This window comes from Bacillus sp. DB-2 (assembly GCF_003315125.1).
Lineage (GTDB): Bacteria > Bacillota > Bacilli > Bacillales > Bacillaceae_G > Bacillus_A > Bacillus_A mycoides.
This window is the reverse complement of the sequence record NZ_QNRN01000006.1, coordinates 153,259-167,607: the sequence shown is the minus strand read 5'-3', so window position 1 is coordinate 167,607 and position 14,349 is coordinate 153,259. Positions and strand designations below refer to the sequence as shown.

The following is a 14,349-nucleotide window of genomic DNA, read 5'->3' as shown; positions in this document are numbered from 1 at the left end:
AGAAAAGTTTCAGTTCTTTTTCAATTCCCTTTCAGTTGTGAAACAACATTAAATGTTCCTAATAACCTAATAATAATATAATATTTCACATTATATTATCAGGAAAACTCTATATATATTACATTATAAAAACAATCTATAACGAATATATATGCAAGACTCCCTTCGCTAATAAATAAAAGAAATCATTATAATATATTTCTCACATTGTTTTCCTTTGAAATATTTCAGTAGTTACGTAATTAAATTCCATTAACCTATATAAATAACTAGTCCAAAAAAAATCTATATGCATATCATGTTATAGTAAAGAATTCAGGAAATCCTAAAAGGAGGCATTTTCATGTTTGAAGATAAATCTAAAATAAACTACCCATATGAATTTACTGAAACTACAACAATCCCTCTAAAAAACCCCATCAATAAAACATACAAAAACGGCTCTGGTACACATACTTTCCCAATAAAAAAACACTACAAAGAACAAGTTCTATACACTGAAAAAATTAATAATAATAATAAAAATAAATAATCATATAGATCCTTATAACAATTAACAAAGTAAGAATCTATTTTTAGCCGTGCATAGTTACGCTTTTAATAATGTACAACCTTTATTTTAAAATCCACGTACCTTTTAAAAAGTGCTGATATACAGCGCTTTTTTATACATAGATAATGGAAGAACTTGAATTATAAATATAAGGTATGGATTTTTTTCCATACCTTTTTTGTTCTTTGCTATTTATAAATGGAGTACGCTCATGTTTACTTTGCATAATAGCACTTTAATGGCCCTTCTAGAAGTCGTTGGATTGAATTTATATAATACCTTGAATATTTTACGTCTATTTTTTCTTAAGGGATATTTATTCAGGTTACTTATTAGATTATCAATTATATCCCTTCCGACCCCTACTTTTTATAGGCATTATTGCTCTATTATATATATTTAAAAATTTACCAAACGTTGTTTCAAAGCTACTTAGTTTTCATAAAATATTTTTTGTTTCCGTTGGAACGGATAGGCTTTAATCTCATCTGTATCTAAATTTTCATGAAATAAATGAATGGCTATAATTTGTCTACAATCGTAAGTATGATAATAATATGTTCCGGACTCCATACACATTACGCTTGTATAAATGGTATTATCTAATGCACCGTCTTCTGTTATTACTCCGCCTTTAGGAACCTCGCAATTTGATAAGATATGAAAAAGGGCCGATACTCCCTCTTCTTCACTATCTATACCTTGAATGTTTTGTTTGCCATATGCTGCCCGCACAAACCTTGATGGCGGGGTGAAATCCCCTGGAAGTCCCATTGAACCTGAGCCCTGACCAAAAGCACTTAATGGTACATTACTCCACTCAGTTGGCGCGAATGGCTGCGATTTAAGGCCTATATATTGTCTTAAATTTTGCAAATGCCAATTAAACTCTGGACTATTCGTCATCACTCCTAGTGGGTTGTCATACATTTTTAATCCTTCATTTGTCGGCTCCAGTACAATGCAATCTCCCCATTTATCCGCTAAAATCCAATGTAGTGGTGGCGTAAGTCCTAAATCCGGTAATGGTATATCCAAAAAGGTAAGGCTATCTACAGATTTCTTTAACTCTTTGACAGAATTGAATTGTGTGAGACTCCAAGTCACAAAATCAAATGGAGCCAAATTCGTTTTGTTGTCATCTATGCTTTGACTATAAGTTGCGAATCCTGGAAAATAGAGTGTTGCACATGTCATACCTGCTTCATTTACTCCGTCCGCCATAATGATCCTTCCTTGATGATTAATTCCCATTCCGACCGTAGCATGTTTCGTATTAATGATTTCACCAGTTATATTATTCCACTGGTAATGCCGAGGAATGATTATTACTTCTTGATTCATATCTAATGTGAAGTCCATCGTTCTCGCAAAAAGGTGCTGACCGTTTTTTGTCTGTAATGTCAAACTAGTACACATAAAGAACACCCCATTTTATAGTTTTATCTACACTTTACATAATTCTGATAAATCTGTAAATTAAAAACCCCTTTCCTTACAAAAAAAATGAGAAAGCACATATACATTACAAGTAGGTTATTTCTAGTTTATAAATGAATTTTTAAAATATAGTTGCAAAAGAATTATATTAAAAAGGAGCGACTTGTTACTATCGCTCCTTTTTATTTCTCTCAATATTTTATTAAAATAACTGTAGAGAACATTGCTATTACATATTTATTTTATTTTCTTTCAACACATATAAATAATACTAGGCACTTTCAAACCGTTTCAAATAACTGGGAACGAACTTTTTCTCTTTGGACATTAATCCCTACATAACCCTCTTAAACATCTTCTCCAACTCATAAGTAGAATGATGCACAAGAATCGGTCTTCCGTGCGGGCATGTGTATGGGTTTGTTGTTGTACGTAGTTCTTCCAGTAAAGCAAATATTTGATCGTTCGTTAAATATTGATTTGCTTTAATGGACGCTTTACAGCTCATCATGATGGCTGCTTCTTCACGTAATTTTTTAATATCAACTTTTTTTAGTTTGACGACTTGTTCCATCATTTCGTCGATAATTTCTGTTTCTTGACCTTTTGGGAACCACGTTGGATGTGAGCGGACGATAAAAGATTGATGACCGAATTGTTCTAAGAACAGTCCAACTTTTTTCAGTTCTTCTAGTTGCTCTTCGACACGTAAAAATTCGGTAAGAGATAAATCAATGCGGTACGGTACAAGTAATTCTTGTACTTCTTGCGTAACTCGTCCCACTTTATCACGGAAATATTCATAATTGATGCGCTCCTGCGCAGCATGCTGATCAATCATATATAGCCCGTTATCATTTTGAGCGAAAATATATGTTCCGTGCATTTGTCCAATTGGATAAAGTGGTGGTAAATCGTTACCGTTCATTTCAATCTCTTTTATTTCGTGAACTTCTTCTTCCAATTCCTCTAATTCAAAATCGTCATCGTTGCTAGTCCATTCCTTTTCCTCTCGAACCGTTTTTTCTATTACCGGCTTAGAGGATGGCTGCCAGCTTTGCTCTTCTCTTACTAGTGACTGTGGTGGTTGCCATTCTTGCTTCGGCGGTTGCCACAGTTGTGCTGGTTGTTTTATAGTCGTCGTCGTTGTTTCTTCTTGTTTCTCATCCATTCCTGTTGGTAAAACGATGTTAGGCATAGATGATTCTTTCGGTTTTGTATGCTCAAACTTGAACTGTTCCTGCACACTTTCATCTTTTTCTTTTTTCTTCGTTGTTACACCAGCATCTGGAATGAGTTGTATTTTTTTGAATGCAGCTTGCAATGTTTCTTCGATAAGCTTTAGCAATTCTTGTTCTTTACTAAAGCGAACTTCTAATTTTGCTGGATGTACGTTGACATCAACAAGCATTGGATCCATTTCAATTGATAAGAAGCCGATTGGGTATCTTCCGATTGGCAATAACGTATGATATCCTTGCTGAATTGCTTTCATCAATACAAAATTTCGAACGTAACGGCCATTTACAATCGTTGACATATAGTTACGAGACGCTCTCGTTACTTCTGGTAATGTTACATAGCCTTTAATTGTAAAGTCTAGAGACTCAGCTTCAATCGGAATCAGCTTCTTCGCAACTTGAATGCTGTAAATCGATGCAAGTACTTGTCTTACATCACCGTTTCCTGATGTATGAAGCAATTTCTTTTCATTATGAAACAGTTTTAACGATACTTCAGGATGTGACATTGCAATACGATACACGATATCTGTAATGTTCCCAAGCTCTGTATGAATCGTTTTCATATATTTAAGGCGCGCTGGTGTATTAAAAAATAAGTTTTGTACAGTAATATCTGTTCCTTTTCGGCTTGCCGTTTTCTCTTGTTTTATAATGTCTCCACCTTTAATACTAAGGTGTGTACCAGGCGCATCACCTGTGCTCGTAATTAATTCTAATTCACTCACTGAGGCAATACTCGGCAGGGCCTCTCCGCGGAAACCGAGCGTTCTTATACGAAATAAATCATTTTCATCTTTAATTTTACTCGTTGCGTGTCGTTCAAATGCAACGATACAATCTTCTTCAGCAATACCATCTCCATTATCGATGATGCGAATCTTCGATAATCCAGCTTCTTCTAAGTGGATTTCAATAGATGTACTATTCGCATCGATGGAATTTTCCACGAGTTCTTTTACAACTGAGGCAGGGCGTTCTACTACTTCCCCTGCCGCAATTAAGTTAGAGAGTTGATCATCGAGTTTGCGAATTTTCCCCATCTACTTACTCATCCTTTCTTTAACTTTTTCTGTAAACGATACAGTTCATTCATCGCTTCTAAAGGCGTCATATCGAGTAAATCAATCTTTTTAATTTGTGCAAGTACTGCCGTTTCTTTTGCATCTAGAACTGACTTGTCTTGTTTTTTCGAAGACTGTTCTCCACCAAAGAATGATAATTGCGATTCTTCCTCAGTCTCTACTTTCGTCTCTTGTATTTCTGCTGGTTCTTCTTTTACAACAACTGGTTCTGGAGCGACTTCTGGCACTTTCACTTCTACTCGTTTCGGAATAACAATTTCTTCCTGTCCTTCTAGTTGTGCTAACACTTCTTTCGCGCGAGCGATTAAGCTCTCTGGAAGCTCGGCAAGTTGAGCAACGTGAATTCCGTAACTTTTATCAGCCGCTCCATCTTGAATTTTATGAAGGAAAACTACTTTTCCATTCTCTTCAATTGCTGAAACATGTACATTCTTTAGTTGGTCTAAACTTTCTTCTAACACTGTTAATTCATGATAATGTGTAGAGAATAATGTTTTCGCACCAATTTGGTCATGAATATGTTCAATGATTGCTTGCGCAAGTGCCATACCATCATACGTAGATGTACCGCGTCCAATTTCATCGAATAAAATTAAACTTCTCTCTGATGCATTTGCAATTGCATTTTTCGCTTCTAACATTTCAACCATAAATGTACTTTGACCTGAGATTAAATCATCCGCTGCACCAATTCTCGTAAAGATTTGATCGAAGACAGGTAATACTGCTTCTGTCGCTGGTACAAAACAACCAATTTGTGACATAACAGTAACAAGTGCTAATTGTCTCATATACGTACTTTTACCAGACATGTTCGGTCCTGTAATTAAAAAGACATCCATCTTCTCCGGCATAATACAATCATTCGGTACATACAATTTCCCGTTCAATACTTTTTCAACGACAGGATGACGACCATCTTTAATAAAGATTTCGCGCTTAGTTGTTAAAACAGGTTTTACAAACTGCTCTTCTTCACTAACTGTCGCAAAGCTTTGCAGTACGTCTAGTTCACTAATTACTTTCGCTAAATGCTGTAATTTCGGAATGAATACTTTTACTTCTTCGCGAAGTGTTGTAAATAAATCGTATTCTAATTGTACAATTTTTTCTTCTGCTTCTAAGATTAATGTTTCTTTTTCTTTTAGCTCATCTGTTATGAAACGCTCTGCATTTGCAAGTGTTTGTTTACGCTCATAGCGCCCTTCTGGAAGTGCTGCAAGATTAGCCTTCGTCACTTCAATATAGTAGCCGAAAATACGGTTGTACCCAATTTTTAATGATTTAACCCCTGTAATATCACGCTCTCGTTTTTCAAGCTCAGCAATCCACGTTTTTCCGTTTTTACTAACGTAACGATATTGATCAAGCTTGTCATTATAACCGTCTTTAATAATATCTCCATCTTTAATAGAAAGCGGTGGGTTTTCTTGAATACTTCTTCCTAGTAATTCAGTTAAGCTCTCACATGGATCCGCACCTTGAATTAACCTTGCTGCATAAGCATTATCCAAAAGACTAATCGCTTCTAAAATAGCTGGTACTTGAAGTAAAGAACGTCTTAATTGTAATAAGTCCCGTGCATTTACATTACCAAATGCAACTTTCCCTGCTAAACGCTCTAAATCATATACTTCTTTTAACTTTTCTTTTAAATCTTCACGTAAGAAGTAATCATTTACAAACATTTCAACCATTTCTAAACGCTCTTCAACTTTTTCTTTCTGGATAAGTGGACGTTCCATCCACTGTTTTAACATACGCCCACCCATAGCCGTTTTTGTTTTGTCTAATAGCCATAATAATGAGCCTGTCTTTTCCTTCGTGCGAAGAGTCTCTGTTAACTCTAAATTACGTTTTGAATGCACATCAATTTTCATAAATTGATTCGTGTAATAAATTTCTACTGGTTGCAAGTGATCTAACGAACGTTTTTGTGTTCTTATCACATAGTTAAATAAGCGTCCAATTGCTTTAATTAATTTTGCTTGGGAGACACTTTTCACAAGATGCTCTAATCCTTCTGGAATAGTTGTTGTATCTTCATACGAAATCGTCATTTTTAATGTTTCAGTTAACTTATTTAATTCATCTTTTGAAAATGTAGAATCTACAACAATTTCTTTTGAACCAGTCGCATACACTTCTAATAAAATATCTTCTACTGAACCAGTTAATAACGTCACTGTATTTTGTCCAGTCGTTAAGTCATTACAAGCTAGCGCATAAGATCCATCTTCGAAATGTGTTAATGCTGCTAAGAAGTTATTCTCCTTCTCGTCTATTGTACGCCCTTCCATCATCGTTCCTGGCGTAATTAGTTGTACTACTTCACGACGTACTACACCTTTAGCTGTTTTTGGGTCTTCCACTTGCTCACAAACAGCTACTTTATATCCTTTTTCAACAAGTTGTTCAATATAATTTTTAGCTGCATGATGCGGTACACCACACATCGGTATACGTTCACTACTACCACCATCTCGGCTCGTTAATGTAATTTCAAGTTCATGAGCTGCTTTAACCGCATCTTCAAAGAACATTTCATAAAAATCACCTAATCGGAAAAATAAAAAGGCATCTTGATAGTCTGCCTTAACCTTTAAGTATTGCTGTATCATAGGCGTATATTGCGTCATGTCTTTCCTCCATAATTCTTACATAATAATCTATATTCATATATGTCACACTTCACGGACATCCATATCTCCTATTCCAGGAGTCTTTCCTCATTATAGCACATTTCATAAGGAATCATGTTCATGCAGAACCACTTATGTACTGTAAAAAGCTAGGAAGAACTTCTCCCTAGCTTTCTCTTACTCTTCTTCTGCATCGACGATAAAGTTCGGATCTAATTCTTCAAACTCATCATCATCGACTTGGAAATCCTCGTCTGATTCTACGCAACCTTCAGGATTTACACTTACACAAATTTTCGTTTCCCCAACTACTTCTGTTACAAATTCACGTTCTACCGTCACAACAATTTTATTACCATTTGGCGATACAAGAGCTTCTAAACAATTTGGCGGCTGAATTACACGAGCGATAATTTCTAAATCGTCACCAGAGAAGTTTTTATCACGATACCCAATACTTACTTCATCATTGTAGTTAACACGTTCTGTTACAACTTCAGTCTTTGTGTTTCCATCAAATGAATACCAAGTGTTTACATCATAGAAACCTTCAATTTCCACATGTTTTCCATTCTTTCTCGCTTCGTACGAATGGTTAATTACCCAGCACCCTAAAATACTTGTTGGCTCATTATTCGATTCACATGTATGCGTTGACTTTGTATACTTACGTCCTTTTCCAACCACTGCTTTTGTAATAATCTCTCTAAATTCGGACATTCGTAACCCTCCTCAATCACTATTCACTTAATCATATGCGTGACAATAGCGGAATGTGTCATTCTTTTTTTTGAGAAGAATTTCCGATATAACCCACTAAAAAAAAGAGATGTCAATAAGACATCTCTTTAACAACCACAATTTCCTTTTTTACTTTCTACTGCTGCACCAGTTTCACCCTTCAACACATCGCCGCCAGTTGAAACTAATATTTCATCTGTTACATTGTTAGAAATGGTACTAGCAACTAGCTGTAGTAAGTCATTTACATACGTTTGTGAAGATTTAAACTCCTGTACAACTGGGATATTATCTAACTTATCTTGAAGTGCATCAATTTCAGCTTCTACTTTTTTCAAAGCTTCCCATTTCCCATAATGTTGCAAGTTTACTGCTTGTTTTTGCAAAGCTTTTATTTCATCAATTGCTCGCTTTACATTTTCATTTTTATGAATTTGTGCTTCTGCTCGCTTAAAGAAATCGACTTCTTCTGTTTCAGAGATCATTTTCGCTAATTCTTTCGCTTGCTCAACAATTTCATCTTTCGTATATACTTTCATCTATTATTTCACCTCAATCGGCTCCTTAACCAATTCCCCGTTAAGAGACCAAGTTTTTGCTTCCGTTATTTTTACTTTCACAAGCTGACCAATTAAAGATTTTGAAGCAACAAAGTTTACAAGTTTATTCGTACGTGTATATCCCGCAAGTACTTCAGGATTATTCTTACTTTCTCCCTCAACTAATACTTCTACAATTTGACCTATATAACGCTTATTCTTATTAACTGCATATTCATTCACTAGTGTATTTAAGCGTTGTAATCGCTCTTTCTTCACTTCCATCGGAACATTATCCTGCATTTTTGCAGCTGGTGTACCTTCACGCGGAGAATAAATAAATGTAAATGCCGTATCAAATCCTACTTCACGATATAACGACATCGTCTCTTCAAACTGCTCATCCGTTTCATTTGGGAAACCAACGATAATATCAGTCGTTAGCACTGCATTCGGAATTGTTTCTTTAATTTTTCGTACAAGCTCTAAATAGTGTTCTCGCGAATATTTACGCGCCATAATTTTAAGCATATCTGTACTACCAGATTGAACCGGTAAGTGGATATGTTCTACTAGGTTACCACCTTTTCCAAGAACATCAATTAAATGATTGTCAAAATCACGTGGATGGCTTGTTGTAAAACGAATACGCGCGATATCGATTTTACGAAGTTCATCCATTAAATCGCCAAGACCATATTGTATATCTTCAAAGTCTTTACCGTATGCGTTTACGTTTTGTCCAAGTAACGTAATTTCTTTATAACCGTTCGCAGCTAAATGGCGAATTTCTTTAATAATATCTTCTGGACGTCTGCTGCGCTCTTTTCCGCGTGTATACGGTACAATACAATATGTACAAAACTTATCACAGCCATACATAATATTTACCCAAGCTTTAATATCACCACGACGTACTTTCGGAAGGTTTTCAATTACATCCCCTTCTTTTGACCAAACTTCAACTACCGTCTCTTTTGAGAACATTGCGTCCTTTAGGATATACGGTAATCTATGAATATTGTGTGTACCAAACACCATATCTACATGCTGATTTTTTTGCATAATTTTATTTACAACAGATTCCTCTTGAGACATACAACCACATACACCAATTATAAGATCCGGATTTCTTCGCTTTAATGATTTTAAATGACCAAGTTCACCGAACACTTTATTTTCAGCATTTTCACGAATTGCACAAGTATTTAATAAGATTACATCTGCCTCTTCAGTTGAAAAGGTTGGCTCATATCCAAGCGTTGTAAAAATCCCAGCCATTACTTCTGTATCATGCTCATTCATTTGACAGCCATATGTACGAATGTAAAACTTTCTTCCTGCGCCAAAATTGCGAAACTCTTCAGGTAGGCCAAAATCTCTTTCAATTTTAACTTCTTCTTTCCCACGCTTTTTCGCCAATTTCAAGGAAGGTGGTTGGTATACACTTTCAAAGTATTTACTATAATCTTTCTCTTCTTTTTTCGTAGAGGAATTTGCTTGTCGACTTGCTAATCGTTGTTGCTCGTTCATCGGTAATCTCCTTTCACCCTTAACTATACACACACTCTGTAGTCCATTTTAATGCGCTTAGACCCATCTCAATGATGTTAGATAGCATGAGAGATAACTTGCCCTTTGAAACTTGAGTAATCGATCTAATCATCCGTAAGAATGAAGTCTTCCCCACACAAATAGACATTCCCTTTTTATTATTTCATCTTGTCCTACCCAAAAGCATATTGCTTTATCCCTATACACATTATCATAGTATAGAGCCTTTAGCCAACTTTAACGAAGAAGGCTTCTTATCCTATATTTCATTTCACAGTTAATGAACATGCTATTTTTATACAACGATTTATATATTATTTTATCATTCTGAATTTTCTAAGTAAACAAATCTATTAATTATTTTTATTCATTCAAAAAGAAGGTTACCAAGTGGCAACCTTCTCTCCGATCATTACATAAATTCAGCAACAAGCTCATCAAACATTTTCTGATCCATATTCAAATCAGCTTGCACTAAAGGTTTTTCACTATAGTCTTTTACAAGCTCTTGGTAAGAGGGCTGCTTTGTATTTTGATAAATTAAACCTGTTACTAACCCGTTCTTTTCCATTAATGTTTGCATAGCCATCATGCGGTTAGATGGATCATATCCTTCTACTGTACTTAGTTTCGTTAAATTCTCTTTAAACCAATCATACGTATTTACTTTATTGTAAGTAACACATGGACTAAATACATTAATTAATGAAAAGCCTTTATGATTAATACCAGCTTCAATAATTTGCGTTAATTCTTTTAAATCACTTGAAAAGCTTTGCGCCACAAATGTCGCACCAGCTGTTAAAGCCATTTCCATAACATTTAGTGATGGTTCAATTGAACCTTGTGGTGTACTTTTCGTTTTAAATCCAGCTTCACTACGTGGTGAAGTTTGACCTTTTGTTAATCCGTAAATTTGGTTATCCATTACGATGTACGTAATATCAATGTTACGACGAATAGAATGGATTGTATGTCCCATACCAATCGCAAAACCATCACCGTCACCACCGGATGCAATAACTGTTAAATCACGATTTGCCATTTTCACACCTTGTGCAATCGGAAGAGCACGTCCGTGAATACTATGCAAACCATATGAATTAATATACCCTGAAATACGACCGGAACAGCCGATACCAGAAATAACAGCTAGCTCATCTGGATTTAAACCAACGTTAGCTGCCGCACGCTGAATCGCAGCCTGCACCGAGAAGTCTCCGCAACCTGGGCACCAGTTTGGTTTTACACTGTTACGAAAGTCCTTAAATGTTGCCATTTAATACAACCCCTTTTTTACATTCGTTGTAAATCTCTTTCGGCAAGAATGGATTTCCATCGTATTTTAAAAGACTAGAAATTTTCTCACCATTGCCAAGATTCATTTTCATAATGTTAGCAAGCTGACCAGTTGCATTGTTTTCCACTACTACAACACGCTTCGCTTTTTTCACAAGTGGATCGATTTCAGCTGTTGGGAACGGATGAATTAAACGTACATGGGCATGGTTTACTTTCATTCCTTCTTGTTCTAAACGCTGCATTGCCTCTTCGATCGCACCACGAGTTGAGTTAAAGCCTACTAACAATACGTCTGCGTCATCATGCTTAGCATTTTTGTAAATAGGGGTATTAAACTGTAAATTCGCCATTTTACGGAAACGTTTGTCCATTTGATCTTTACGATTTAACGCTGATTCAGATGGTTTACCCGTTTCATCATGTTCTACACCTGTAACATGGTGAATACCATTTTTCATACCAGGTAAAACACGTGGTGAAATCCCATCTTCTGTTACTTCATAACGCTTGAAGTATGCTTTATTTTCACGTTCTGGTAATTCTACTTCTAAATCAAGCTTACCACGACGAATTTCCACTTTATCTAACTTAAGTGGTTCTACTGTTTGCTTTCCTAAAGAAAGCTGTAAATCTGTTAAGAAAATAACAGGCACTTGATATTCTTCTGCTAAGTTAAACGCTTCTACAATATCATAGAAAGCTTCTTCAACTGTACTTGGCGCCATTACGATTTTTGGAATTTCACCATGCGTTCCGTAAATCATAGCCATTAAGTCAGACTGCTCTTGTTTTGTTGGTAAGCCCGTACTTGGGCCACCGCGTTGTGTATCAATGATAACTAGCGGTGTTTCAGTAATACCTGCTAAACCAATTGCTTCCATCATTAAAGAAAGACCAGGACCAGCAGATGCTGTTAATGTACGAACACCAGCGTAGTTTGCACCGATCGCCATTGTACAAGCTGCGATTTCATCCTCAGTTTGGATTACTGTTCCGCCGACTTTCGGTAACTTTTTAATTAAATATTCCATAATTTCAGATGCAGGTGTGATTGGATATGCAGACATAAAGCGAGCACCACCAGCTACCGCACCAAATGCGATTGCGTCGTTTCCAATCATAAACATGCGTTTCTGACCATCAGCTTTTTCAAGCTGCATCATGTTTACTTTCTCACCAAGCAATTCTTTCATGTATTGAGAGCCGCGTTTAATTGCTTCCATATTCTTTTGAACGACTTGCTCTCCTTTACGACCAAAGATTTCTTCAACAACCTCTAAATAAGCTGTTTCGTCTAATCCTAATACCGCACTAGATGCCCCAACAGCAACCATGTTTTTCATTAAAGATGTGCCTAATTCTGAAGCGATATCCGTAAATGGTATCACATATAGATTTACATCTGTATTATCAGGTATTGTCGGATTAAATTTCGCATCTGCAACTACAATTCCGCCCGGACGTAGTTCGTGGAAGTTAAAATCAATTGTTTCTTGATCAAAAGCAATTAAAATATCTAAATCATCTGAGATCGCACGTACTTCTGTTGTACTTACGCGAATTTTATTATTTGTATGGCCGCCTTTAATACGTGATGAGAAGTGGCGGTAACCGTATAGGTAATATCCTAATCGGTTTAATGCAATACAGAAGATTTCTCCTGTACTTTCAATTCCTTCACCTTGTTGGCCTCCAACTTTCCATGAAAGTTGACTAATCATCTCCTACACCCCTTTTGGCTGCATTCATTGTAGTGTATTTTTTTACAGTAATAGTTTAGCATTTTTTATGCAAATAAACTACAATGGACGCAAATTATGCCTCTTCTGATTTCCCTTAATCTTTAGTATAATGCTATTTCGTTTACCATTCTAGTATTAGGTCTTAAAAAAATCAATAAATTCAAGTAAATTCATTTTAATTTTTCTGAATTTTTAAAACATATTTTTTAGAACGTTATACAGTCAACAAAATTTTTATACAAAAATCGCTCTACAGTTGATTCATTATACTTTTTACACAGTTGATTCATTATATTTTCATAATCCCTATATGCTTCTACACCTACAACAGTTTCTAAAATCCCATCAAAATCAGAACCAAACCCTATATTTTTTTCTCCACCTAATGAACAAATATATTCCACATGCCTTAATATATCTGCTATATTCGCTTGTCTTTCATTCGTTAAAAACTGCGGTACGAAAGTAATACCAATAATGCTATTTTTCTTTATAAGAGCTCTTATTTGCTCATCGGTTAAATTGCGTGGATGCCCACAAAGTTGATAACAGTTTGAATGAGATGCAATTGGGTTTTTAGCAATTTCAATAACATCCCAAAAGCTTCTTTCATTTAAGTGAGACACATCGGTCCATAAATGTAACGTATTAAGTTCTTGTACAACTTGTCTACCAAATGTAGTTAAACCTGCTCCACGTGCCTCTAGCGCTCCATCAGCTAACAGATTGGCATAGTTCCATGTCAATCCAAAGGAACGTACACCTAAGCGATAAAACAAACGTAATTTCATCGCTTCTTTTCCAATTGCTTCGCATCCTTCTAATGTTAATAATGCTCCAATCTCGTCCTGTTTTAGCATGTTAATATCGTTTTTTGTCTGAATAAACTTCATTCCTGGTAGCGATAGAATTTCATTATGAAAAATATCTATCATTTGCAGCGCAACTTCAAAACGCTTTTCATACGCTACTGTTTCTGGTATATATATAGCAAAGCATTGTATACTTCCTTTTCTTTTCATTAATTGTTCAAATGTAATATGTAATTGTGAATCGTTTTGAAAGTCTTTTTTTCCCTTTGCACTCCATAACTGAAAGAGTACATCGCAATGTGCATCAAAAATTTTCATTTTCATTCCTCCATTACAAAAACAACCTGTTTGCATACATGCAAACAGGTTGTTTCAACTTAACGAGGTTCTACAATTAATTTTATCGCTGTACGCTCTTCACCATCAATCATAATATCTGTAAACGCTGGGATACAAATCAAGTCCAAACCGCTAGGCGCTACAAATCCTCTTGCAATTGCTACTGCCTTTACCGCTTGGTTCAATGCACCTGCACCAATAGCTTGAATTTCTGCTGTTCCGCGTTCACGAATAACACCTGCAAGTGCACCAGCTACAGAATTAGGGACCGACGTTGCTTTAACTTTTAATATTTCCATTCCGCGTTTCCTCCTCGTTTCTATAAAAAGTAATAGCAATTATTTCACTTTAACTTATAT

At 35.7% G+C, this 14,349-nt stretch carries 11 protein-coding genes; 1 reads left to right on the top strand and 10 read right to left on the bottom strand.

Annotated features, from left to right (window positions below):
* Nucleotides 1-343 precede the first annotated feature (343 nt).
* On the top strand, nucleotides 344-532 hold the full coding sequence (locus DET63_RS12275; protein ID WP_097914717.1) for a hypothetical protein: 189 nt from the start codon (nucleotides 344-346) through the stop codon (nucleotides 530-532).
* A 453-nt stretch (nucleotides 533-985) separates the two neighbouring features.
* On the opposite strand, the gene DET63_RS12265 is transcribed toward DET63_RS12275, so the two are convergent.
* From DET63_RS12265 to spoVS, 10 genes are all read right to left on the bottom strand, one after another.
* Entirely contained in the window at nucleotides 986-1,972 is a 987-nt protein-coding gene (locus DET63_RS12265; RefSeq protein WP_113936846.1) for a choloylglycine hydrolase family protein, read from the bottom strand.
* A gap of 355 nt (nucleotides 1,973-2,327) precedes the next feature.
* Nucleotides 2,328-4,277, bottom strand: coding sequence for a DNA mismatch repair endonuclease MutL (gene mutL / locus DET63_RS12255; protein WP_113936844.1), 1,950 nt, complete (start codon nucleotides 4,275-4,277; stop codon nucleotides 2,328-2,330).
* 8 nt (nucleotides 4,278-4,285) lie between these two features.
* Nucleotides 4,286-6,958 (bottom strand): DNA mismatch repair protein MutS, encoded by a 2,673-nt coding sequence (gene mutS / locus DET63_RS12250; protein ID WP_113936843.1) that lies wholly within the window; start codon nucleotides 6,956-6,958, stop codon nucleotides 4,286-4,288.
* 180 nt (nucleotides 6,959-7,138) lie between these two features.
* Entirely contained in the window at nucleotides 7,139-7,681 is a 543-nt protein-coding gene (gene cotE, locus DET63_RS12245) for an outer spore coat protein CotE (RefSeq protein WP_002014610.1), read from the bottom strand.
* 128 nt (nucleotides 7,682-7,809) lie between these two features.
* A complete protein-coding gene (locus tag DET63_RS12240; RefSeq protein ID WP_002033698.1) occupies nucleotides 7,810-8,241 on the bottom strand; it encodes a YlbF/YmcA family competence regulator in 432 nt (143 codons plus the stop codon).
* Between the two features lie 3 nt (nucleotides 8,242-8,244).
* Nucleotides 8,245-9,774, bottom strand: coding sequence for a tRNA (N6-isopentenyl adenosine(37)-C2)-methylthiotransferase MiaB (miaB, locus tag DET63_RS12235; RefSeq protein ID WP_002137905.1), 1,530 nt, complete (start codon nucleotides 9,772-9,774; stop codon nucleotides 8,245-8,247).
* 433 nt (nucleotides 9,775-10,207) lie between these two features.
* Entirely contained in the window at nucleotides 10,208-11,074 is an 867-nt protein-coding gene (locus tag DET63_RS12230) for a 2-oxoacid:ferredoxin oxidoreductase subunit beta (RefSeq protein WP_002088040.1), read from the bottom strand.
* Complete coding sequence (locus DET63_RS12225) at nucleotides 11,061-12,818, bottom strand: 2-oxoacid:acceptor oxidoreductase subunit alpha (RefSeq protein WP_016092174.1); 1,758 nt, start codon at nucleotides 12,816-12,818, stop codon at nucleotides 11,061-11,063. The genes DET63_RS12230 and DET63_RS12225 overlap by 14 nt, the downstream gene beginning before the upstream one ends.
* Nucleotides 12,819-13,045: 227 nt before the next feature.
* Complete coding sequence (locus DET63_RS12220; RefSeq protein ID WP_016092175.1) at nucleotides 13,046-13,969, bottom strand: dipeptidase; 924 nt, start codon at nucleotides 13,967-13,969, stop codon at nucleotides 13,046-13,048.
* Between the two features lie 59 nt (nucleotides 13,970-14,028).
* Nucleotides 14,029-14,289 (bottom strand): stage V sporulation protein SpoVS, encoded by a 261-nt coding sequence (gene spoVS, locus DET63_RS12215; protein ID WP_000404341.1) that lies wholly within the window; start codon nucleotides 14,287-14,289, stop codon nucleotides 14,029-14,031.
* Between the last annotated feature and the right edge of the window lie 60 nt (nucleotides 14,290-14,349).